At 52.8% G+C, this 19,874-nt stretch carries 21 protein-coding genes; 12 read left to right on the top strand and 9 right to left on the bottom strand.

All coding sequences use genetic code 11. The features are described 5' to 3' along the window. Window positions 1-22: 22 nt before the first annotated feature. Window positions 23-706, bottom strand: a complete 684-nt coding sequence (locus tag BCV73_RS22135) for a DUF6273 domain-containing protein (protein WP_089548550.1) — start codon at window positions 704-706, stop codon at window positions 23-25. 182 nt (window positions 707-888) lie between these two features. On the opposite strand from BCV73_RS22135, the gene BCV73_RS22130 reads away from it, so the two are divergent. From BCV73_RS22130 to hflX, 3 genes are all read left to right on the top strand, one after another. Further along, window positions 889-1,680 carry a TatD family hydrolase gene (locus BCV73_RS22130; protein WP_089548549.1) on the top strand — a complete coding sequence of 264 codons (792 nt, stop codon included), beginning with the start codon at window positions 889-891 and terminating at the stop codon, window positions 1,678-1,680. Window positions 1,681-2,529: 849 nt separating this feature from the next. Further along, window positions 2,530-4,128, top strand: coding sequence for a sensor domain-containing diguanylate cyclase (locus tag BCV73_RS22125; RefSeq protein ID WP_179232045.1), 1,599 nt, complete (start codon window positions 2,530-2,532; stop codon window positions 4,126-4,128). A 508-nt stretch (window positions 4,129-4,636) separates the two neighbouring features. Beyond that, entirely contained in the window at window positions 4,637-5,908 is a 1,272-nt protein-coding gene (gene hflX / locus BCV73_RS22120) for a GTPase HflX (RefSeq protein WP_076173579.1), read from the top strand. A gap of 86 nt (window positions 5,909-5,994) precedes the next feature. On the opposite strand, the gene BCV73_RS34820 is transcribed toward hflX, so the two are convergent. Continuing rightward, window positions 5,995-6,219: a hypothetical protein gene (locus BCV73_RS34820; RefSeq protein WP_143811887.1), complete on the bottom strand. Its 225-nt coding sequence runs from the start codon at window positions 6,217-6,219 to the stop codon at window positions 5,995-5,997. Between the two features lie 14 nt (window positions 6,220-6,233). Here BCV73_RS34820 and BCV73_RS22115 point away from each other — a divergent pair, with 14 nt between their 5' ends. Beyond that, entirely contained in the window at window positions 6,234-6,623 is a 390-nt protein-coding gene (locus tag BCV73_RS22115) for a YmaF family protein (RefSeq protein WP_076173580.1), read from the top strand. 9 nt (window positions 6,624-6,632) lie between these two features. On the opposite strand, the gene BCV73_RS22110 is transcribed toward BCV73_RS22115, so the two are convergent. Then, window positions 6,633-8,366 (bottom strand): PQQ-dependent sugar dehydrogenase, encoded by a 1,734-nt coding sequence (locus BCV73_RS22110; protein WP_089548547.1) that lies wholly within the window; start codon window positions 8,364-8,366, stop codon window positions 6,633-6,635. A 438-nt stretch (window positions 8,367-8,804) separates the two neighbouring features. Here BCV73_RS22110 and BCV73_RS22105 point away from each other — a divergent pair, with 438 nt between their 5' ends. From BCV73_RS22105 to BCV73_RS22075, 8 genes are all read left to right on the top strand, one after another. Beyond that, entirely contained in the window at window positions 8,805-9,134 is a 330-nt protein-coding gene (locus BCV73_RS22105) for a PadR family transcriptional regulator (protein ID WP_076173581.1), read from the top strand. A 14-nt stretch (window positions 9,135-9,148) separates the two neighbouring features. Beyond that, window positions 9,149-10,012, top strand: coding sequence for a pentapeptide repeat-containing protein (locus tag BCV73_RS22100; RefSeq protein WP_089548546.1), 864 nt, complete (start codon window positions 9,149-9,151; stop codon window positions 10,010-10,012). A 15-nt stretch (window positions 10,013-10,027) separates the two neighbouring features. Next, window positions 10,028-10,789 carry an ABC transporter ATP-binding protein gene (locus BCV73_RS22095; protein ID WP_089548545.1) on the top strand — a complete coding sequence of 254 codons (762 nt, stop codon included), beginning with the start codon at window positions 10,028-10,030 and terminating at the stop codon, window positions 10,787-10,789. Next, window positions 10,789-11,556 carry an ABC transporter permease gene (locus BCV73_RS22090; protein WP_076173584.1) on the top strand — a complete coding sequence of 256 codons (768 nt, stop codon included), beginning with the start codon at window positions 10,789-10,791 and terminating at the stop codon, window positions 11,554-11,556. The genes BCV73_RS22095 and BCV73_RS22090 overlap by 1 nt, the downstream gene beginning before the upstream one ends. Before the next feature lie 173 nt (window positions 11,557-11,729). After that, entirely contained in the window at window positions 11,730-12,536 is an 807-nt protein-coding gene (speD, locus tag BCV73_RS22085) for an adenosylmethionine decarboxylase (RefSeq protein WP_076173585.1), read from the top strand. A 248-nt stretch (window positions 12,537-12,784) separates the two neighbouring features. Next, window positions 12,785-13,102, top strand: coding sequence for a PadR family transcriptional regulator (locus BCV73_RS22080; RefSeq protein ID WP_089548544.1), 318 nt, complete (start codon window positions 12,785-12,787; stop codon window positions 13,100-13,102). Next, on the top strand, window positions 13,099-13,263 hold the full coding sequence (locus BCV73_RS35470) for a DUF2812 domain-containing protein (protein WP_218828171.1): 165 nt from the start codon (window positions 13,099-13,101) through the stop codon (window positions 13,261-13,263). The genes BCV73_RS22080 and BCV73_RS35470 overlap by 4 nt, the downstream gene beginning before the upstream one ends. 6 nt (window positions 13,264-13,269) lie before the next feature. Beyond that, the gene (locus BCV73_RS22075) at window positions 13,270-13,638 is read left to right on the top strand and encodes a DUF2812 domain-containing protein (RefSeq protein WP_218828170.1); all 369 of its coding nucleotides are present in this window, start codon (window positions 13,270-13,272) and stop codon (window positions 13,636-13,638) included. 33 nt (window positions 13,639-13,671) lie between these two features. On the opposite strand, the gene BCV73_RS22070 is transcribed toward BCV73_RS22075, so the two are convergent. From BCV73_RS22070 to BCV73_RS22045, 6 genes are all read right to left on the bottom strand, one after another. Continuing rightward, window positions 13,672-13,941, bottom strand: coding sequence for a hypothetical protein (locus tag BCV73_RS22070; protein ID WP_089548543.1), 270 nt, complete (start codon window positions 13,939-13,941; stop codon window positions 13,672-13,674). A gap of 217 nt (window positions 13,942-14,158) precedes the next feature. Beyond that, window positions 14,159-15,892, bottom strand: coding sequence for a hypothetical protein (locus BCV73_RS22065; protein WP_089548542.1), 1,734 nt, complete (start codon window positions 15,890-15,892; stop codon window positions 14,159-14,161). Between the two features lie 226 nt (window positions 15,893-16,118). Continuing rightward, a complete protein-coding gene (phnE, locus tag BCV73_RS22060) occupies window positions 16,119-16,946 on the bottom strand; it encodes a phosphonate ABC transporter, permease protein PhnE (RefSeq protein ID WP_089548541.1) in 828 nt (275 codons plus the stop codon). Continuing rightward, window positions 16,943-17,755, bottom strand: a complete 813-nt coding sequence (gene phnE / locus BCV73_RS22055; RefSeq protein ID WP_089548540.1) for a phosphonate ABC transporter, permease protein PhnE — start codon at window positions 17,753-17,755, stop codon at window positions 16,943-16,945. The genes phnE (BCV73_RS22060) and phnE (BCV73_RS22055) overlap by 4 nt, the downstream gene beginning before the upstream one ends. Beyond that, entirely contained in the window at window positions 17,752-18,522 is a 771-nt protein-coding gene (gene phnC / locus BCV73_RS22050; protein ID WP_089548539.1) for a phosphonate ABC transporter ATP-binding protein, read from the bottom strand. Before phnC ends, phnE (BCV73_RS22055) begins: the two co-directional genes overlap by 4 nt. Window positions 18,523-18,637: 115 nt before the next feature. Then, window positions 18,638-19,615: a phosphate/phosphite/phosphonate ABC transporter substrate-binding protein gene (locus BCV73_RS22045; protein WP_089548538.1), complete on the bottom strand. Its 978-nt coding sequence runs from the start codon at window positions 19,613-19,615 to the stop codon at window positions 18,638-18,640. Window positions 19,616-19,874: the final 259 nt, after the last annotated feature.

Raw genomic sequence — 19,874 nt, 5'->3', positions numbered from 1 at the left:
CTGCCTCCCTTAAAAACAAGACTTAGGAAAGATTTATTTTTATAGCAGGACGTACGCCATATCCGCTTATGCTGTTATTCCCATAGCTGCGAATACTGCAGCCTGTCCCTGCAAAATACGCGCGTGAAGGCTTGTTACCTTGGGTTCGCAGCCACCACCAGGAGCAGCCGGCTTCTTCGCCTTCCTTGAGGATATAGTTGTCTTTGTTCGATTTGTCATATACATATAAGCGGCATCCATCGGGCTTTTTTGTCTTGGCAAAATCGGTTCCAACCGCACGCCTCACATCCTTGCCGTGAACCCCGGATAAGTTCTCTAGCTCGGCAGCGCTAAGCAGAAAAACCTTGTCCTCTGTGTCCGGGCAGCCCTCTCCGTTGTCTGTGCAAGGTGTCGTCTTAATGAACTGCTTTTCGGCGTCACTAAATGCGGCGTTATAGAATTCATCGTTCAGCCACTCGCGCAAATCGCAGTCCTGCCAAGTCATTTCCGTGCATTCGCGCCATTTCAGATCCGCGTTCTTGCCGTGATACCTCCTGCAGTCCAAAATATACTCGCTCAAAACAAACAGCTCGCTTCCTGAATGATGAAGAACACGCCATTGAATTGCCAGTTTTTGACCGTCTGCCGACTGCGGATACGTGCCGAACGTAATGATTTCGCCGGGCTTTAAGTTCCGGTGCGTAAAAGCTAAATGATCCTTTTCCATGAAGTTTTCCTCCTCCGTTTTTCAATTCAACTTCGATCATATAACATTCATGCAAGATTTCATTTGAAATGCCAGGAATCCTTGTGCAGAGGATTGTTGTCCCCTATAATATTGGTGCCGTACTTTATGGTTTGACTTTAAGGTAGATGCCTTAAGATAGATAACGAAAGGATTTGGCAGCCATGACTTTACCGATCATTGATATCGGCGTTAACCTGATGAATTCATCGTTCGACCGGGACCGGGAGGAGGTGTTGGCCCGGGCCGCTGAGGCGGGCGTAGAACAGCTGATCATAACCGGAACGTCTGTGGAGAGCAGCGAGGAGGCGGCGCACTACGCAAAGTCGTATCCTGGCAGGCTGTTCTCGACGGCAGGCGTTCATCCGCATGACGCGAAGGACTGCGGACCGGATACGGCGGAGCGGCTGCGGCGGCTGGCCGGGCTGCCTGAGGTGGTGGCGATCGGCGAATGCGGGCTGGACTACAACCGGGATTTTTCCCCGCGCGACGTGCAGCGCCGCTGGTTTGAGGAGCAGCTGCGTCTGGCGGAAGAGCTGGACATGCCGCTGTTTCTGCATGAACGGGACGCGAATGCCGATTTTGCCGCGATGCTGAAAGATCACCCTGCATTGATTCGGCGCGCGGTTGTGCATTGTTTTACGGGCAGCGCAGAAGAGCTGTACACCTACCTAGAGATGGGGCTGCACATCGGCATCACTGGCTGGATTTGCGACGAGCGGCGGGGCGGGCATTTGCGTGAGCTCGTCCGGGACATTCCGCTGGACCGCCTGATGATCGAGACCGATGCGCCTTATCTGACACCGCGTGATCTGCGGCCGAAGCCGAAGGGCGGACGGAACGAGCCCGCTTTCCTGGCGCACATTCTCGGGGTCATCGCCGACTGCAGGGGGGAAGCGCCTGCGGCGCTGGCTGCGGCTACGGTAAGGACGACCCGGCGCTTTTTCGGAATTTAAGACGCGGCATGACGCCGCTTTAACTCTGGACATCCCAGGACAGCCGCAGCGGGCAGCCGACCAGGCTGCCCTTTTTTAAGAGATAAGAAAGTAAATTTTCGGAGCTTCTGCTTCCTGATCTCGCAAGAAAAACTTCCTCTAGACGCGGTCTGTCTTCTTTGAAAGTACGTCGATAGACGTTTTTTTTAAGAGATAAGAAAGTAAATTTTCGGAGCTTCTGCTTCCTGATCTCGCAAGAAAAACTTCCTCTAGACGCGGTCTGTCTTCTTTGAAAGTACGTCGATAGACGTTTTTTTTAAGAGATAAGAAAGTAAATTTTCGGAGCTTCTGCTTCCTGATCTCGCAAGAAAAACTTCCTCTAGACGCGGTCTGTCTTCTTTGAAAGTACGTCGATAGACGTTTTTTTTAAGAGATAAGAAAGTAAATTTTCGGAGCTTCTGCTTCCTGATCTCGCAAGAAAAACTTCCTCTAGACGCGGTCTGTCTTCTTTGAAAGTACGTCGATAGACGTTTTTTTTAAGAGATAAGAAAGTAAATTTTCGGAGCTTCTGCTTCCTGATCTCGCAAGAAAAACTTCCTCTAGACGCGGTCTGTCTTCTTTGAAAGTACGTCGATAGACGTTTTTTTTAAGAGATAAGAAAGTAAATTTTCGGAGCTTCTGCTTCCTGATCTCGCAAGAAAAACTTCCTCTAGACGCGGTCTGTCTTCTTTGAAAGTACGTCGATAGACGTTTTTCTTATTACGGCAGATGGCACAACACGCTATAGATGCACTTCCGGCGTTCATGTATAATGTAAAGCGTCACGATGCGACATCTTTTTCTATTTTTAGACTCAAGGTGGATATAACGTTGAAATATTTGATCCAAAAAGGTTTTACGCTCCGGTTTACGATCAGCCTGCTTGTCATTATTGCGATCCTGCTTACGATGCTGACCAGCATCACTTCAGCCGTTCAAGTCAACCGCGCCTCCTTAATTGGCAATTATCTTCAGAATAACGAGCAGTATGCCAAAAAGCTGGCTTCCAATACGAACGAGCTTCTCGTTACGATGCAGCAAAATATCAATGCGATTGCCAAAATATCCGGACGGAGCCAGGAGATGGACGCCCAGCTCTTTGACGATCTGTTTCAGGAGAATACGCAGTATTTCAACTCTATAGTCGTTGCGGACGCCGACCGCATCGTCCGGGCGCTCAGTCCGCATACGATCGGCATTGAAGTCGGGGATCAGCTGACCTCGGCCCAGAGCAAAATGGCGGTCTCCTTGAAAGCGCCTTTTATTTCGAACCCCTACCGGGCGACGACAGGGAGATACATTATCCTCATTTCAGCACCAATCGTCGATGCATCCGGCGCTTATCAAGGGTTTGTCGGCGGAACGATTTATCTCGAAGATAAAAACGTGCTCAGCACGATGCTGAAGGAGCACTTTTTCGGCAACGGGTCTTACGTTTACGTAGTGGAGAAGAACGGGGCCATCATTTTTCATCCGGACAAGCAGCGAATCGGCAAATCGGTCATCAGCAATCCGGTCGTGAAGAACGTCCTGATGAAAAAAAGCGGGTCGCAGCGGGTGACGAATTCCGAAGGGGGCCAATTCTTTGCGGGTTACGCTTATGAACCGAGCAGCTCGTGGGGGATTATTTCCCAGACACCGACGTCGGTCATTGACAAGCCGCTTCATGATTTGATCAAAAGGGTGCTTCTCGCCTCCCTTCCGTTCCTGCTGCTGATCCTCATTTTGGGATGGTGGGTGGCCAGCCGCATTGCCAAACCGCTCAATACGCTGGCTCAATTTTCCGACCAGGCCACGCTCGGCTCGGCACGCCCGCAGAACGTTCCCGACATTAAATCGGCTTATTATGAGGTCAGGCTGCTGTCGCAAAGCGTCAAAATCGCGTTCCAGCACTTGAATCAGGATTTGACCCAGCTTCGGAACGAGGCGGGCGTCGACGAGCTGACCGGGCTGGCCAACCGGAGGACGCTGGATACGGTGCTGCAGCAGTGGACTGAGTACCATGTGCCCTTTGCAGTCATCTTAATAGACATTGACCACTTCAAGGGAGTCAACGATACCTATGGGCATGTGCTCGGCGATCAGGTGCTGAAGCACTTGGCCCAGCTGATGCGAAACGTGTCCTTGGAAGGGGATTTGTGCTTCCGCTATGGGGGCGAGGAATTCGGGATTCTGGTGCAGCGCAGCGGGCCGAGGGAAGCCGGCGTGGTGGCCGAACGCTTAAGAAAAGAGATGGAGAGAACCGTGAACCCGATCGGAGTGCCGGTGACGATCTCGGCCGGCGTAGCGGCGTATCCCGAGCATGGACGCTCACCGCGCGATTTGATCCTGAAAGCGGACGAGGCGCTGTACCGCTCCAAGACGGGCGGGCGCAACCGCGTCACGCTGTCTGGGGAAGCGGAGGTTAAGCAGGTACGATCAGGAAGGTAGCGGCAAATTTTTTCATCTTTTTGGTAATTGGGAATTGTATCCGCCGCGCTGTTGTGTTAACATGGGGATACTTATAATGATCGGAGGGTTCGAATAAGATATGTACTACATCAAATTCCGTTTTTTCACTTTGTGCCGCTAACTGAATAGTGCTCAAAGGCTCTGCCCCTGTGCGGAGCGAACGGGATTGGTCTGCATATCTTTTGGAACCCGATATATACGTGCCGAGTGTGCTCATTATTTGAGTTATGCCGGGTGTATGAGAGGGAGGGCGATCCGCCCTCTTTTTGCTGTCTTCAGGCAGCCGTAGGGCGTTCCTCATGCAATAACATAAAACCAGCCTGATTGGAGAATGCTTAGGACACCTTAAGCTTGACGGGCAGCTGTCATCGAGCAAGGGGGTTCTTCTTTTCCAGCGCTGATATATCCGTTCGCTTTAAACCACAGGGTACAGCCTGCGGTTTTTTCGTTTCATCGAACAATTCAAGCTAATCCGGAGGTAAAATATATGGAACCCATTCAACAAAAAGCGATACTGGTCGGCGTGAACCTGAACAATCAGCCCGATTTCGAATACTCCATGGAGGAGCTCGGCAATTTGGCCGAAGCCTGCGAGGTGGAGGTCGTTGGGCAGCTGACGCAAAATATGGAGCGCGTCAACAAATCCCATTACATCGGTACCGGGAAAGTTGAGGAACTGGGCGGCTTATTCCGGGGACTCGAGGCGAATCTGATCATTTTCAACGACGAGCTCTCGCCGTCGCAGCTCCGCAACCTGGAAGCGGATCTGGAGTGCAAGGTCATCGACCGGACGATTCTGATTTTGGACATTTTCGAAAAAAGGGCCAAAACGCGGGAAGCCCAGCTTCAAGTGGAGGTTGCTCAGCTGCAGTATATGCTGCCGCGCCTCGTGGGCCTGCGCGAGTCTCTCGGACGGCAGGGCGGCGGCGTCGGCATGCACAACCGCGGCTCAGGCGAAACGCGGCTGGAGCTGGACCGCCGCCGGATCGAGGAGAAGATCAGCGCCTTGAATAAGGAGCTGGAATCGCTGGTGTTTCAGCGGCAGACGCAGCGGAAGCAGCGGAAGAAAAACGAGCTTCCGGTCGTGTCGCTGGTCGGCTATACCAATGCGGGCAAATCGACAATCATGAATGCTATGCTGGAGGCCTATTCTGCGGCCGGACCGACCGGCGAGAAGGCGGTATTCGAAAAGGATATGCTGTTCGCCACGCTGGAAACGTCCGTGCGGAGCATACAGCTGGAGGATCATAAATCCTTCCTGCTCACCGACACGGTCGGGTTTGTCAGCAAGCTGCCCCATCATCTCGTCAAGGCGTTCCGGTCAACGCTGGAGGAAGTGTCCGAGGCGGACCTGCTCATCCATGTCGTGGATTACTCGAACCCGAAGTATGAGCAGCTGATCCGAATTACGGAGGACACGCTGAAGGACATCGGCGTTACGGACATTCCGACCATCTTTGCTTATAACAAATGCGATCTGGCGGGCGTGGACATTCCAGAGGTCAAGGAGAAAAGCGTCTATCTGGCAGCCAAGCCGAGAATCGGGATGACCGAGCTGGTGGATCTGATCCGCAGCTCTGTGTTCAAGGATTACGTCACCTGCGAAATGCTGATCCCGTATGACCGGGGCCAGGTGGTTTCGTATTTGAACGAGCATGCCAGCATCCATGCGACCGAGTATGAAAATGAAGGTACACGGCTCTCGCTGGAATGCCGGCTTCAGGACTTTGAGAAATATCGCGAATACGTTATAGAATAATGCGGAATTAAACGTCTATCGACGTACGTTCGCCGGAGACCGAAAGCATTGGTTCAGCTCCGCTGAAAATTTATGAATTCTATCATCTACAAAAAACCTGCCGATTCACGACAATCTGGTGTCGTGACCGGCAGGTTTTTTGCTGCCCGTCCATCGGATGGATGACCGCCATGGCTGAACGTTTCAACCGTTTGTAAGATTTTTAACCATAAACCATATTTCTGCATAATGGAACAGGCTAACGCCATATGATTTCTGCGTATGATGAAGCCGATGTTTTTTTGCTTGATCAAACCGATAACTTGAATCATAGGAGGTTAGTCAATTGGAAATCCCAATCACAGGTTTGCTGTTTCATTCTGAAGGTTCCGGTTCCGAGCATCATCACAGCCTGCTTATTACATCGTGGGACGGAAGGCCGGTCCGGGTCCATGTTCATCCGATTTCAGGTGATACTTCGTTTGACGTGGGGCACTATCATCACTACGCCGGAACAACAGAACCTGCCCCCAGCGGCGTTCCCCATGTCCACCGTTATCATGTGGAAACATCTTTTAACGATCAGCATGTTCATTATATTCAAGGGACGACGGGACCGGCCATTCCTTTGCCGGGAGGCGGGCATTATCACGATTTTGCGGGTTATACCACGGTAAACGGCAGAATCCCGCACTCGCATCGGTACGGAGGCAGAACAGGGAACGAGGAGGATTAAGCCGATCCGCTATATTTTCACGATCTTCCACAGGCTCCCGGTTCCAGGCGTTGGGTTATGCTTACCCATCAGGCCAAAATCGAGAAGGTACAGCTCATTTCCTTCGGCATTAAATTTGACATCAATAGGCCGGATCGGCCCTTGTTTCGTAGATTCGCCATGTGGATTGGTCAGAAAATTTGAAATTTGCCCGGTATCCAGGTTGACTGAAACCACTTTGAATCCGGGAAGTTCCTCGGTTTTTTCAAAACCGGATTCTCCAAACTGGGCGACAAACAGTTCCCCTGGACTGCCGAATTCAGCGTTCGTACAAACATCAAATTTCATGGAAGCGCTATGCGGCTGCAGACGGGCGAGCGGTTGGGCGGCAAGCGGAGGATGGTTACGGATAAGAAAGGTAGGCTTCGCTTGTTCCGCGGCATGAAAATGGGGGAGGGTTACGGGCAAACCGCTAAAAAACTCCGGAAATCCGTACCACCCCCCAGGGGTGACCTCCCAAATTTTATCCCAATCCAGCTTGATTTGCCGGCTTCCCCGCGGATCCGCGCCATGGTCTGTTACGATCAGTTTCCCGTTCATTGGGGAAAATCTTAAACCGAACGTATTCCGGAAGCCGTCTGCGACGATCTGTAGGTGGCTTCCGTCAGGATTACAGCGGTAGATGACCCCGTTAGCCAACAATCGGCCTTTGACGATATCACCCGATTTGCTCGGAACTCCAAAGGCATGGTATGCCCCCGTTACGGCTGCCCCTGGTTGATCGGATAGCGGATCCCGGGTAATAAAATTGGTGCCGATCAATTCCAGGTCTCTGGCCGGCACATCGTGAAATTGCGGGTGATGCTTCAGGATCAGCATATTATCCAGCCCTACAACAGCCGAATTCGTGGCGGTACCAACGGAAAAGTACAGTTTGCCGTCAGGGCCGAACAGAATGTCTCCGGTAAAATGGTCCCCGCATGTGCGCAGCCCGCTAACAATCGTTTGCCTAGTACCGTCCGGCGATACTCGAATAATTTCCCCGCATCCGTCTGACGGCTTTTCCCCTAAATTTCCTGCAGCCACATACAAATCCCCATGATGCCAGGCAATGCCTGTTACAGGACCTCCGAATCCTGAGGCGATTTCTGTAAAGGACCCATCCGATTCCAGGCGGAGCACGCGGCCCATTCCTGGCTCAGTCCCGTAAGCAAACCCGGCTTCGGCAACATAGACGGTTCCTTGCGGGTCAAATGTCATGACCGTGGGGAACGTTAGCCCCGTGGCGATCCGCGTCAGCCGGTACCCCTTTTCCAATATGTAATCAGGCTTTTGCGTTTCATGTTGGGGTTTGAAAAGCTGACCAAAGGTCTCCTTTAATGCTGTAAGTGTATTGACCTGCGCCAGCTGAGATTTCATCAAGTCTTCGATCCCTAGTCGATTCGAAGAAACCGGCAAAAAGTAATCGGGATAGCTGATGTACTCCTGCAATAATTCATACTCCCGGTGGTGGAGTTCTTTGATGCATTCCAGAATCGGATTATACCGTATATTCACTGTTGCAGAAGGACTGGATATCCCCAGTGAAGCCGCGAGCTTCCTCAATGCATCCAATTGCTGTTCCTGCTTGTTCAGCAAATCGTTCAGCGGTGCCTGCAGCTTCGGAAACGGATTATTCTCCTGAAGATGCCGGTACAGAAAATAATTGACCCATTCCCAGTGATACTGCTTTTGAACCATTCCCTGCGGTACATATTCGTTCATTGAAACACTCCTCCTCGATCCTCCAAAAGGAAAGTGGTGTCCAGGATGTCGCTAGATGTCCAGACTAAGGCTTGTAATGTATATTCCATTCCGGATTTCAATAGAAGGGTCATGACTGAATGAAAAAATGGGTCATTTCCCGGAAAATAATTTGTCGGATGCAGCCCATTTGCAGCGGGCTCTCATCAAGGGCTAGTGCTAAAAAACAGCGGGACTAGGACTGAGGATACAGTCTTAGATTGCCGCTGTTTTCTATTTTCGGCAGGGGTAAACCATTGAACCGCAAAAAAACTCCCGTTAAACCGAGTTTGATTTTTGCTGAATGTACGCCGTTTCTTATTCTTTAAGCACCTGTATTTTGGGCAAAGTATTTTTATTAACAAATTACCTTGACAGTCATAGTAGTATATCGTATCATGCAGATATGGAGGTGATGACATGAAAGACAACAAAATCACATCCGACCTGCTGCGAGGCCATACCGACACGATGATTTTACGGCTCTTATCCGAAGCCGACCGCTACGGTTATGAAATTGTCAAGCTGATTGTCGAGCGTTCGGGCGGTGAGTATGAATTAAAGGAAGCCACGATGTACTCCAGCGTTCGGCGGCTTGAAGGTGACGGTGATATCGAGTGGTATTGGGGCGATGAATCGCAGGGCGGACGGCGAAAGTATTTTCGGATGACTAAGAAGGGCAAGGCAACTTATGAACGCAACCAAAGCAACTGGAAGTACGCCAAGCGCGTGCTTGAAAACTTATTATAAGGAGAGATGATGGGATGAACGAGAAATTGACGAACTATCTGAACGAGGTTTTTGCTGCATACGAAGGGGTGAGAAGCGTCAGCGAATTAAAGGCCGACCTGCACTCCGATCTGCAGGAGCGGTACCGTGAGCTGAAAGCCGAGGGCAAGGACGATGAAACGGCTTTGGAGATGACTATCGACAGTATCGGGGACATCGAGCAAACCGTACTGGAGGTGGCAAACCTTTCCCGTTCGCTGGAGCGGCAGGTGCTGACCAACCTCAGCGCGAGCAACTTGGCCGAAAGCGACTTTGCGGGCGTTACCGCACATAAGGGGAAATTCATATCAAGCACGCTCCGAGGCTCCGACTTCACAAATGCGGACTTGACCGGCAGTTCATTTAAGAGCAGCGATGTGAAGGATGCCCGATTTGACGGCGCAAACCTGACCGACTGCAGCCTGACCACCCTGGACCTGGCCAATGCAAGCTTTAACCAATCCACTCTTGTACGAACGAACTTCAGCAAGTCGTGGCTGGCCGGAGCCACATTCACAGGCGTTCACCTGACCGACGTCAACCTGACGATGACCGCTCTCACCAAAACCTTCTTTGAGAATTGTGTATTCGACGGAGTGGACTTCACATCTTCCGATCTGACAGGGCAGCGCTTCGATGGACAAATCTTTATTGGCGTCAAGTTCGACAGAGCCGGGTTGAAAGAAGTTTCGTTCAAGGGCGCTACGCTCAAAAATGTGTCTTTTCAAGGGTCGTTGTTGTCCAAGAAATATTACCGCGCCATTAAAACGATCTGCTTTGACGGGGCAACGATGGATAAGTTGACCTTTGCCGCACTCAAGGGCATGGATGCCGATTTATCAAAAGTTACGGTGATCTGAAAAGGAGGAGAAGATATGCCAAACAAATCGATTCAAGTCAAAGGACTGCAAAAATCCTACAAACAGCAGCAAGTTCTAAAAGGTGTGGATTTTGAGGTGGATCAGGGAAGCATTTTCGCCCTGCTCGGCTCCAACGGGGCGGGTAAGACGACAACCGTAAAAATCCTTACCACGCTGCTTAAGCCTGACGGCGGAACCGCTGCCGTCAACGGATTCGATGTCACCTCAAAGCCGGACCATGTACGGCAGTCGATCAGTTTGACCGGTCAGTTTGCCGCCGTAGACGAAAATTTGACCGGACAGGAAAATCTCATCATGATCGCCAAGCTGCGGCATCTCGCAGCTCCGCGTGTGGTCGCACGCGATCTGCTTATGCGCTTCGGCTTAACGGATGCCGCGAACCGGAGAGTATCTGCTTATTCGGGAGGGATGCGCCGCAGGCTCGACCTCGCTATGAGCCTGATCGGAAAACCGCAGATCATTTTCCTTGACGAGCCGACGACCGGGCTTGATCCCGAGGCGCGCATCGAGGTGTGGAAGATCGTCAAGGAGCTGGCGGACGGCGGCACGACCGTATTCCTGACCACGCAGTACCTGGAGGAAGCTGAACAGCTTGCCGACCGAATCGCCATTCTGCATGAGGGCAAGATTATCGCGAGCGGCACGCTCGCGGAACTGAAAAAGCTGTTCCCGCCTGCAAAGGTGGAGTACGTTGAAAAACAGCCTTCATTGGAAGACATATTTCTTGCCATCGTTGGCAAAAAGGAGGAAAAGTAATGGAAGCGGTAAAGAAGCATTACTTCAGCGATATGGGTGTGATGCTGGGACGTTCCATGCGCCATATTTTCCGCAGCTGGGACACCATCATCACGGTCACGATCATGCCGATCGCATTTATGCTGCTGTTCGTTTATGTATTCGGAGGCGCCATTCAAACCGGCACAGATAACTATGTAAATTATTTGCTGCCAGGCATTTTGCTGATTGCCATTGCAAGCGGAATTTCTTATACGGCGTACCGCCTGTTTATCGATGTGCAGCGGGGTATATTCGAGCGGTTCCACTCCATGCCGATTGCCCGTTCCACCATGCTGTGGGGACATGTGATCAGCTCGCTGGTATCCAATGCCATATCGGTGGTCGTCATCATTCTTGTTGCGCTATTAATGGGCTTTCGTTCGTCGGCAGGGTTGCTGCCATGGCTTGCCGTAGCCGGCATACTGATGCTGTTTACACTGGCGTTAACGTGGGTCGCGGCGATTGCCGGGTTGTCCGCCAAATCCGTGGATGGCGCAAGCGCCTTTTCCTATCCGATTATCTTCCTGCCGTTCATCAGCTCCGCGTTTGTGCCGACCGATTCGATGCCCCGGGTCGTTCGCGCCTTTGCCGACAACCAGCCGGTGACCTCGATCGTGGAAGCGATCCGTTCGCTGCTGTCAGGTCAGCCTGTGGGCAATGATATCTGGGTCGCTCTTGCATGGTGCGTCGGGATCATGCTCGTGGCATATGTTTTTGCGATGAGGGCGTATAAAAAACGGGTGTGATATCCGTAAATCCCCGCTTATCTCAAGCTGCTGCCTACCATCCGGCATTGTTTGTCACTGCCCCATTTGGGGTAAAAAGTGTAAATAAACAAAAGCTGCCGTTCCAGACGGATAATGCACCATGATCAGGGAATATTAGGCAGTGGACATGAAGACAGCGGGGTGAATGTGCAATGAAGGAAATACCGGAGCAGCACGTTAAGCTGCATGGGTTTAACAACCTGACGAAGTCGCTCAGCTTTAATATGTATGATATCTGCTTTACGCGGACCAAAGAAGAGCGCGAGGCTTACCTGGAATACATCGATGAGCAGTATAATGCGGAGCGTCTGACGACGATTCTGAAGACGGTGTCGGATATTATCGGGGCTCACGTGCTGAATATAGCCAAACAGGATTACGTGCCGCAGGGGGCGAGCGTGACGATTCTCGTCTCCGAAGGGCCGGTGGTGGAGGTTCCGCAGGAATCCTATTCCGAATCCCCCGGACCGCTGCCGGACTCAGTCGTCATGGCCTTGGATAAAAGCCATATTACGGTTCATACGTATCCGGAGTTCCATCCGGATGAGGGCATCAGCACCTTCCGGGCCGATATCGACGTATCGACCTGCGGGGAGATTTCGCCGCTGAAGGCGCTGAACTATCTCATTCATTCTTTTGACACGGATATTATGACCATCGACTACCGGGTTCGCGGATTTACGCGTGATATTAGTGGCCATAAGCTGTTCATCGACCACGATATCAATTCGATCCAGAACTATATCCCGGATGAGGTGAAGGATATGTACGACATGATCGACGTGAACGTGTATCAGGAGCATATCTTTCATACGAAATGCAAGCTGCGGGAATTTGACCTGGACAATTACTTGTTTGGCTATACCAAGGATACGCTGAGCGAGAGCGAGCAGGAAGAAATCACGGAGCGGATTACACTGGAAATGGACGAGATTTATTACGGCAAAAATTTGGTTTGAGGCAGATGAACCTGGTGCGGAAGTGATGAAGTTAAATGCGATAAGGCGATGAAGTCATGAAAGAGAATAAAAGCCTAACTACGCTGGCAATAAGGCGTTGTGCTCACATATAGGGGTACGGCGCTTTTATTTTGCTGGCGGCAGATGCCTGATGATTGACATATTATATCATGACGTGATATATATTAGATAACGACGTGATGCATCACATCGTGATATAGTGGAGCGAAGCAGGCGGGGGATGGAAGATGGACTTGGAAAAAGCAATAAAGCGGTATATTCCGATGAGCGAAACGATGTTTTATATCCTTCTGTCGCTGCAAACACCGAACCACGGTTACGGCATTATGCAGCTTGTCAAGGAGAAGACGAACGGCCGGATTACGCTGGGTGCAGGAACGATTTATCAGAGTCTGGGCAAGCTGGACGGGGATCGCCTGATCGAAGCCGTCAAAGAAGAAGACCGGAAGAAAATTTACCAAATCGGCGAGCTGGGCATGCGGATTCTTAAAATTGAGGCGGAGAGGATTGCCGAGCTGTACCATAATTCGGAGGGATTGCGATGAAGGACACAAAGAGCGTCTGGTTCCCCGCCTATCGGTATGTAGTACCTGCGAAGCTGGAACGCTGGCTTGAGCAGATGTCCATGAGCGGATGGCATCCAGACCGAATCCGTCAGTGGAGTTCGCTGTACATGACCTTCCGGCGGGGAGAACCGAAACAGTAACGGTACGTGTATGATCTGGAAGCCGTACCGAGAAAGGATTACAAGGCGACGTACGAACAGTTTGGCTGGGAGTTGGTCGGCAAGATGGCGAGCGTGTACATTTGGCGCAAGGATTACGATGGGGAGCGGCCCGAATCTTTCACCGACACCGAGAGTTTGAAGCAGCGCGGCAGCCGGGTGATCCGGGCGATTTCGTTTTCATTCTATCTGTTTTTGCTGGCTGCTGTTGGGTTGACGGTAGGTCTGGTACTGTTTTTTGACGGTTTGACCACGGAACAAAAAATTCAGTATGCGGTGGGGATGCTGCTCGCTTATGGTTTCACGGTTTATTTAGGAATGGTGATGCGGAGCGTTTCCCGGACCAAAGAGTATTAGCGGTAAAGATTCGTGCAGTAAAGCTGGCGTCAGTTATTTGAAAATACTGATCAAGATGGAGATCACCGCAAACAGGGCGATGCCGGACATAAAAAAGTAGCCGAAGTAGCGGATCGGGGCGGGGAGCTGGTCCATATTGACCTTTTTGGGCGGGCCGCCGCCTTCGATGGTTTGTATGTTTCTGAGCTGCTCATCAACATAACTTTCATGATCAAGGGTCGCAGCGGTTTCGCTCGCGGGCTGCGTTTCGTGAACTGCGGGCTTTCCTTGCGGACTGGCGGAACGGGTTCGGTTGGGGTCCATGGGGGTCAGCTCCTTTTTTGTTTAAAATTACATTTAATTTCCATTATTGTAACATACGGGAGATGGAAAAGCATCTTCAGCCGGATCGTAAAAAAAGACTGGATCTGTGGGGAAGCCACGTGGATCCAGTCTTTTTTAGTAGAAGCAGAGCCCAGTGTGAAAGCCATGATTGTACACAATGGGCCGATCTCGTTCCCGGGATGCGGGATTAAACCTTTTATGGCTGAGATGTGCCAGGCTCAGCGCCTGCCGGATCGGGCGTGCTTGGCTCGGACGAGTCAGGGTCAGCGCTTCCTGGATTGGACGTGTCTGGATCGGACGAACCTGAGGCGGTATCACCTGAATCGGCCGGGACCGGATTGGACGGCTCAGGATCCGTGCTGCCCGGAACAATGGAACCCGGATCGGTCGAATCCGACTCGGCTGGACCGGTCTTTTCACTAATGCGGTTAACCGGTATTGGGACGTAAGGTTTGACGACCAGAAGGGAGGCGGCAGCTGTCTGTCCGTTATATTCGGCCTTAATACTCGTCAGGCCCGGTGCCAGCCCGATAATATTACCCTCTTCGTCAATTGAGGCGATCTCAGGGTTTTCGATTGAAAACCGGGTCACTTTGGTCACCGGAAGGACGGTGCCGTCCGTTTTTTTAAACAAAGCGACGATATCAATCATGTCGTTTACCGTTACGGAATACTCGCTGTCATCCAGGAAAAATTCACCTTCGCCGGGCTGCTCGCCTTGAGATACGAGCTTAAACTTCGTGAGCTGAAGATAAGCGGAGGACTCGATACTGTTTAAATATACAAACCCGCCGTCTTGAAGAAGGGCTGCATGATTGAAATTTCCCGTATACCCGGGGATCTCCTGGCGAAGGACATCCACGGTTTTCCCTTCGGCGTTAAGCTTCAGGATCACATGGTCATCGCTCGTTTGATCCTTGCCGAAGACCAGATAACCATCGTCTACCCGGTTCATTTGCAAGAACGAAATATCGTCCAATTCCCGCGAGGAATCGGTTAATCTCAGGTTCCACAGCGTATTTCCGGAACGGTCGATTTCCCAGAGACCTTCGGCATTCAGCATGATATAGCCCTTCCCATCGGCCGAGGCCATGATCTGCTTGTAATCCAGCCTCCCCCAGTCCGAAGTCTCTTTCATGCGTTTGGATATCAGTTTTCCGGAAGCGTTATATTTGACCAACAAAGGATAGTATGTAGAGGAATCATAGTATCTGCCTACCACCCAAAAACCGCCGTCCGAAGTCTCGGCAGCAGCGTTGAAAACTTGACCATCCCTAAAATCGGTCGGTCCGCCCCCGCTGTAACGAAATGTATGGTCCCATTGCAGATGGCCGTCTTTGTCCGTTTTAAAGACGTAGGCAGGAGCCGTATCGGAGCGGTTATAGGTGGAGGACGTCACGATAAAACCGCCGTCGCTCGTTTCTTGGACGCTGTTGACCGGATTTGCGAAGACGGTGCTGTAGGCCCGGTTCCATTCCACTTGTCCCGTGGACGACAACTTAAGGAGGTATGCGCGATAAAGGGGCCCGCCATTGGAACGGTCATCGAGGGCAGCACCAATGATATATCCTCCGTCCCGGGTCTGTTGAATGTCGTACCCGTGATACGCTTCTGTGACGTAATGATCGTCGAAAAAGTCTGTTTCCCACTCGGTGCCGCCGCTTGCATCCGTTTTGATCACATGCAGTCTGGTGGGGCCGAAGGTACGGCTCGTGAGGTCGCTGAGCACGACAAAGCCGCCGTCGGCCGTCGGCGCCACATGGTCCGGCGTATTGTAGTTCGCGGGATCCCCGAACAATTGGGTCCATTCCGCTTCTAGCTGGGAAGAGCTCATGTCCGCATAACTTGTAGCCGTCTGGCTCACCCATAGACAAATTCCTGTCACCAAAGCCATCAACATCATCGCCGGTTTGCGCAAGGCTGTCGTCAATCTGCAACACTCCTTTAGCATTGGTAATATGATCAAATTCTATTGTGCGGCAGGAGCTGGCGGCCCGACAGGTGCGCTGTAACCATTCTGCATATGAGGTTTGTCTTATTTTCAAGTTAGCTGGCAACAGCGGCATCGGAAGTTCAAAGTCTACCTTGGAAACAGAAAATAGCTGCAAAAATGCAGCTATTGTGGCCATTCTTACCTGTTATTCAGCGCTCCCCGATTAGATGATTTTTCTCCGCACCCATCCCGAAATGAGATCCGTCAGGATGACCAGGACGATGATCCCTAGCAAAATGATGCCGACCCGGTTCCAGTTGCGCACCTGCAGCGCAAAAATCAGCGGGGTGCCGATGCCTCCGGCACCGACCAGTCCGAGGGTCGTGGCGGAGCGGATGTTGATTTCGAACCGGTACAGCGAGTAGGAAAGGAACTGCGGGATGACCTGCGGCAGCACCGCATACCGAAGCACCTGCAGCCGGTTCGCCCCGGAAGCGATCAGGGCTTCCTGCGGCCCGCGGTCGATGCTCTCGATCGTCTCCGAATAGAGCTTGCCCAGCATGCCCACGGAATGGATGCCCAGGGCCAGGACGCCGGCAAAGGAGCCGGGACCAACAGCCTTGATAAATAGAATCGCCACGATGATCTCCGGGAATACCCGGATGACGCTAAGGACCAGCTTGCCGCTGCCGGACAGCGCGAGACCGCGGCTCATATTGTTGGAAGCCCAGAAAGCGAACGGAATGCAGACGACGGCAGCGACGACGGTGCCGAGGACGGAGATGACGAGCGTATCGAGCAGACCCCGAAGCAGATCCTCTCCGTCCGGAATATACACAAAAGACCAATCCGGATGCAGGAAGCCGGTCAGGATGGACTTGGAGACGGTGCCCGCCGTCCCTTGAATTCCTTCAAAGTGCATCCCCTGAATGGACCACCAGTAGACGGCAATCACCACCAGCATGACCAGTCCGAAACGGATGCGTGAGCGAAGCACCGAGCCGAATGACACCGGCGTGCCGGACGGCGGCAAAGATGTGTTACGGTTCATAATAATCTCCTCCGAATCAGCGTGCTGCCGTAATCGATGATCAGAACGATGACGAGGGTCAGCAGGATGATGATGCAGGCGCGGTCGTACCGGAACAAGCCGAGGGAGCGGTCGAGCAGGAGGCCGATACCGCCCGCCCCGACAAGCCCGAGCACGGCGGCTGCGCGCACGTTCACCTCAAACGTATACAGCAGGTACGACATAAAATAGGGCAGGGCCTGCGGGATGACGGCATACCGGATGATCTGCAGCCGGTTTCCGCCAACGGCCGACATCGCCTCCAGCGGCCCCGGGTCGATCGCTTCGATCGCCTCGAACGTCAGCTTGGCGATAATGCCGAAGGAGAAAAAGACGAGCGCCAGCATCCCGGCAAACGGGCCGATGCCGAATACGGCGACGAATATGGCTGCGAACAGCAGGTCCGGAATGGTGCGGACGAGGTTCAGCACCATCCGTACCGGCAGCGAGACGAGGCGGCTCACGCGCAGGTTGGATGCGGACAGCAGCGCCACCGGAATCGCCAGCAGCCCGCCGAGGGAGGTGCCGAGCACGGCGATCTGCACGGTTTCCATCATCGGGGCCCATATCGTGGGCAGGTAGCTCCAATCCGGCGGGAACATTTCCGCCAGAAGGCCGCCCATCTGCGGCAGGCCGGTGATGAGCTGGTAAGGGGTGACCTCGGTGCGGATGGAGCAGGCGATGAGGATTGCGATCAGGACGACCCACCCCGCGTACCGCTTGTATTTCGGCGGCGGAGCCATCCCGGGAAGGGTGGCCGGCTGCAGCTCTGCCTGAGTCGCCGCCTTCATGACACGCCTCCCAGCAGCTCGTCTTTGAGGACCGGCCGCCCGTAGATTTCGGCCAGCGCCTCGTCCGTCGCCTCCTCCGGGGTACCGTCGAAAACGACCTCGCCGGCGCGAAGACCGATAATCCGGGTCGCATACTCCCGGGCCAGGTCGATAAAATGGAGGTTGATCACGGTCGTAATGTTCATCTCGCGGTTGATCCGCTTCAGGTCGTCCATGACCTGGCGGGTGGTGAGCGGGTCCAGCGAGGCGACGGGCTCGTCCGCGAGAATGACCCGGGCCTCCTGCGCGAGCGCGCGGGCGATCGAGACGCGCTGCTGCTGGCCGCCGGACAGCTGGTCGGCGCGGATGTACGCTTTTTCACGGATGTTGACGCGGTTCAGGGCCTCGAGCGCGATGGCGACGTCCGGCTTCGGGAACCAGCCGAGCATCGTCCGCAGCGTCGAATGGTAGCCGATCCGGCCGGACAGCACGTTGCTGAGCACGTTCTGGCGCTTGATCAGATTGAAGTTTTGGAACACCATGCCGATGTCGCGGCGGATCAGCCGAAGTTGGCGGCCGGCCGCACGGGTGACGGATTGTCCGCCGACGCGAATTTCCCCGGAGGAAATTTCGTTCAGCCGGTTAATGCTGCGCAAAAAGGTGGACTTGCCCGCGCCGGAAAGGCCGACGATGACGACAAGCTCCCCTTCCTTGATGGTCAGATTAATGTCGCGAAGCCCGACCGTTCCGTTGGGGTACACTTTGGAGACGTGATCGAATTCAATCATGAGATTCCAACTTTCTGTCGTATTTTCAGATAAAACGGGAAAACAACACCGCCATGAAGCCATTGGACGGTGCTGCCCGGTTCATTGTATCTACATTGAAATGAAATGCTTGAAATTACTTGATTTCCTGCCCGACGGCTTCGGCGTATTCGCGAACCGGATCGAAGTTTTTGTCATCGCCTTTGGCATAGCCGACATGCGTGTAAATGTCTTTGATGATTTGTGCGCCTTCCGCATCGTTCGTAATGTCGATGAACGCCTGGCTGCTTTTGTCTCTCCAGCTTTGGTCCATATCGTTGCGGACGCTGACCGTATCGTTCGGGATTTTGGCCGTATAGTGAAGGACGCGGGTTTTTTCAAAGACGTCCGGAACGTCCTTTTTCACCGTGTTGCGCGCATCCTGGAATACGGCGACGGCATCAACCTGACCGTTCAGGAGCGCCATAATGGCGGCATCATGCCCTTTGATCGTCACGCCTTGAACGTCTTTGTCCGGATCGATGCCTTCCTTCTTCAGCTCAGCCGCAGGGAATACATAGCCGGCGGAAGAAGTGACGTCCTGCCATCCGATTTTTTTGCCCTTCAAGTCCTGAAGGCTTTGGATCGGCGAATCCTTTTTCACAACGATCATCGCTTTGTAGAAATCGACCTTTTCCGTGGTGTCTTCACCGGTATCGTCTTTAATGCCGTAGCGCTGCGCCTGAAGCAGCAGGTCGGCGGCTTTCTTTTTGTCGTGGGCCAGTACGTATGCGTTCGGCGGCAGGAAGCCGACGTCTACCTGCTTGGAAGCCATCGCTTCCACGATCGTGTTATAGTCCGGGGAAACCGTGACATGAACCGGAATGCCGAGACGGTCGCCGAGGAGCTTTTCCAGCGGCTTCGTTTTGGCTTCCAGGGTGTCGGCGTTTTGGGATGGAACGAACTGCACGTTCAGTTCTTTGGGCACATAAGCCGTAGCAGCCGCTTCCGCCGTACCCGAGGCCGATGAGGCGGCCGTGCTGCCCGAGTCGCTGCCGCTGGTTTTAGACCCGCATGCCGCTAAACCGGCAGCCAGGGCCAAGGTCATGCTGATGGATAGTACTTTTTTAAACATGGATGATCCCCTCTCCACTTGATTCATCTATTTGGCCAGAAGCGGGTTTAACCCCGTCTGACAGGAAAGAGCTTATCACACGTTCCGGGGGACAAGGGTTAACGGAGAAGAGGTCTTTTGTAAACGAATGTAAAAATTTAGTACTTCGGAACGGAGGATCCGGCGTTTTTCTAAGGCGAAAGGGCTACTTCCCAATAAGTAGAAACAGGTCCGGAAGGGCGTTTACGTGGAATTAATGTTTTTCCGTTATACTGGAAAA

It is taken from the genome of Paenibacillus sp. SSG-1 (genome assembly GCF_002224835.1).
In the GTDB taxonomy this organism is placed as follows: Bacteria; Bacillota; Bacilli; order Paenibacillales; family Paenibacillaceae; genus Paenibacillus_AQ; species Paenibacillus_AQ favisporus.
The sequence above is the reverse complement of the archived record's forward strand: the minus strand, read 5'-3'. Positions and strand labels throughout refer to the sequence as shown.

Excerpts from the sequence above, each read along its gene's own strand:
- BCV73_RS35470 (WP_218828171.1), top strand. The coding sequence starts at position 13,099 with ATGAAGGACACAAAGAGCGTCTGGTTCCCCGCCTATCGGTATGTAGTA.
- BCV73_RS22090 (WP_076173584.1), top strand. The coding sequence starts at position 10,789 with ATGGAAGCGGTAAAGAAGCATTACTTCAGCGATATGGGTGTGATGCTG.
- BCV73_RS34820 (WP_143811887.1), bottom strand. The coding sequence starts at position 6,219 with ATGATTCAAGTTATCGGTTTGATCAAGCAAAAAAACATCGGCTTCATC.
- BCV73_RS22130 (WP_089548549.1), top strand. The coding sequence starts at position 889 with ATGACTTTACCGATCATTGATATCGGCGTTAACCTGATGAATTCATCG.
- phnC (WP_089548539.1), bottom strand. The coding sequence starts at position 18,522 with ATGATTGAATTCGATCACGTCTCCAAAGTGTACCCCAACGGAACGGTC.
- BCV73_RS22080 (WP_089548544.1), top strand. The coding sequence starts at position 12,785 with ATGGACTTGGAAAAAGCAATAAAGCGGTATATTCCGATGAGCGAAACG.
- BCV73_RS22105 (WP_076173581.1), top strand. The coding sequence starts at position 8,805 with ATGAAAGACAACAAAATCACATCCGACCTGCTGCGAGGCCATACCGAC.
- BCV73_RS22095 (WP_089548545.1), top strand. The coding sequence starts at position 10,028 with ATGCCAAACAAATCGATTCAAGTCAAAGGACTGCAAAAATCCTACAAA.
- phnE (WP_089548540.1), bottom strand. The coding sequence starts at position 17,755 with ATGAAGGCGGCGACTCAGGCAGAGCTGCAGCCGGCCACCCTTCCCGGG.
- BCV73_RS22100 (WP_089548546.1), top strand. The coding sequence starts at position 9,149 with ATGAACGAGAAATTGACGAACTATCTGAACGAGGTTTTTGCTGCATAC.
- BCV73_RS22110 (WP_089548547.1), bottom strand. The coding sequence starts at position 8,366 with ATGAACGAATATGTACCGCAGGGAATGGTTCAAAAGCAGTATCACTGG.
- BCV73_RS22045 (WP_089548538.1), bottom strand. The coding sequence starts at position 19,615 with ATGTTTAAAAAAGTACTATCCATCAGCATGACCTTGGCCCTGGCTGCC.
- hflX (WP_076173579.1), top strand. The coding sequence starts at position 4,637 with ATGGAACCCATTCAACAAAAAGCGATACTGGTCGGCGTGAACCTGAAC.
- speD (WP_076173585.1), top strand. The coding sequence starts at position 11,730 with ATGAAGGAAATACCGGAGCAGCACGTTAAGCTGCATGGGTTTAACAAC.
- BCV73_RS22135 (WP_089548550.1), bottom strand. The coding sequence starts at position 706 with ATGGAAAAGGATCATTTAGCTTTTACGCACCGGAACTTAAAGCCCGGC.
- phnE (WP_089548541.1), bottom strand. The coding sequence starts at position 16,946 with ATGAACCGTAACACATCTTTGCCGCCGTCCGGCACGCCGGTGTCATTC.
- BCV73_RS22070 (WP_089548543.1), bottom strand. The coding sequence starts at position 13,941 with ATGGACCCCAACCGAACCCGTTCCGCCAGTCCGCAAGGAAAGCCCGCA.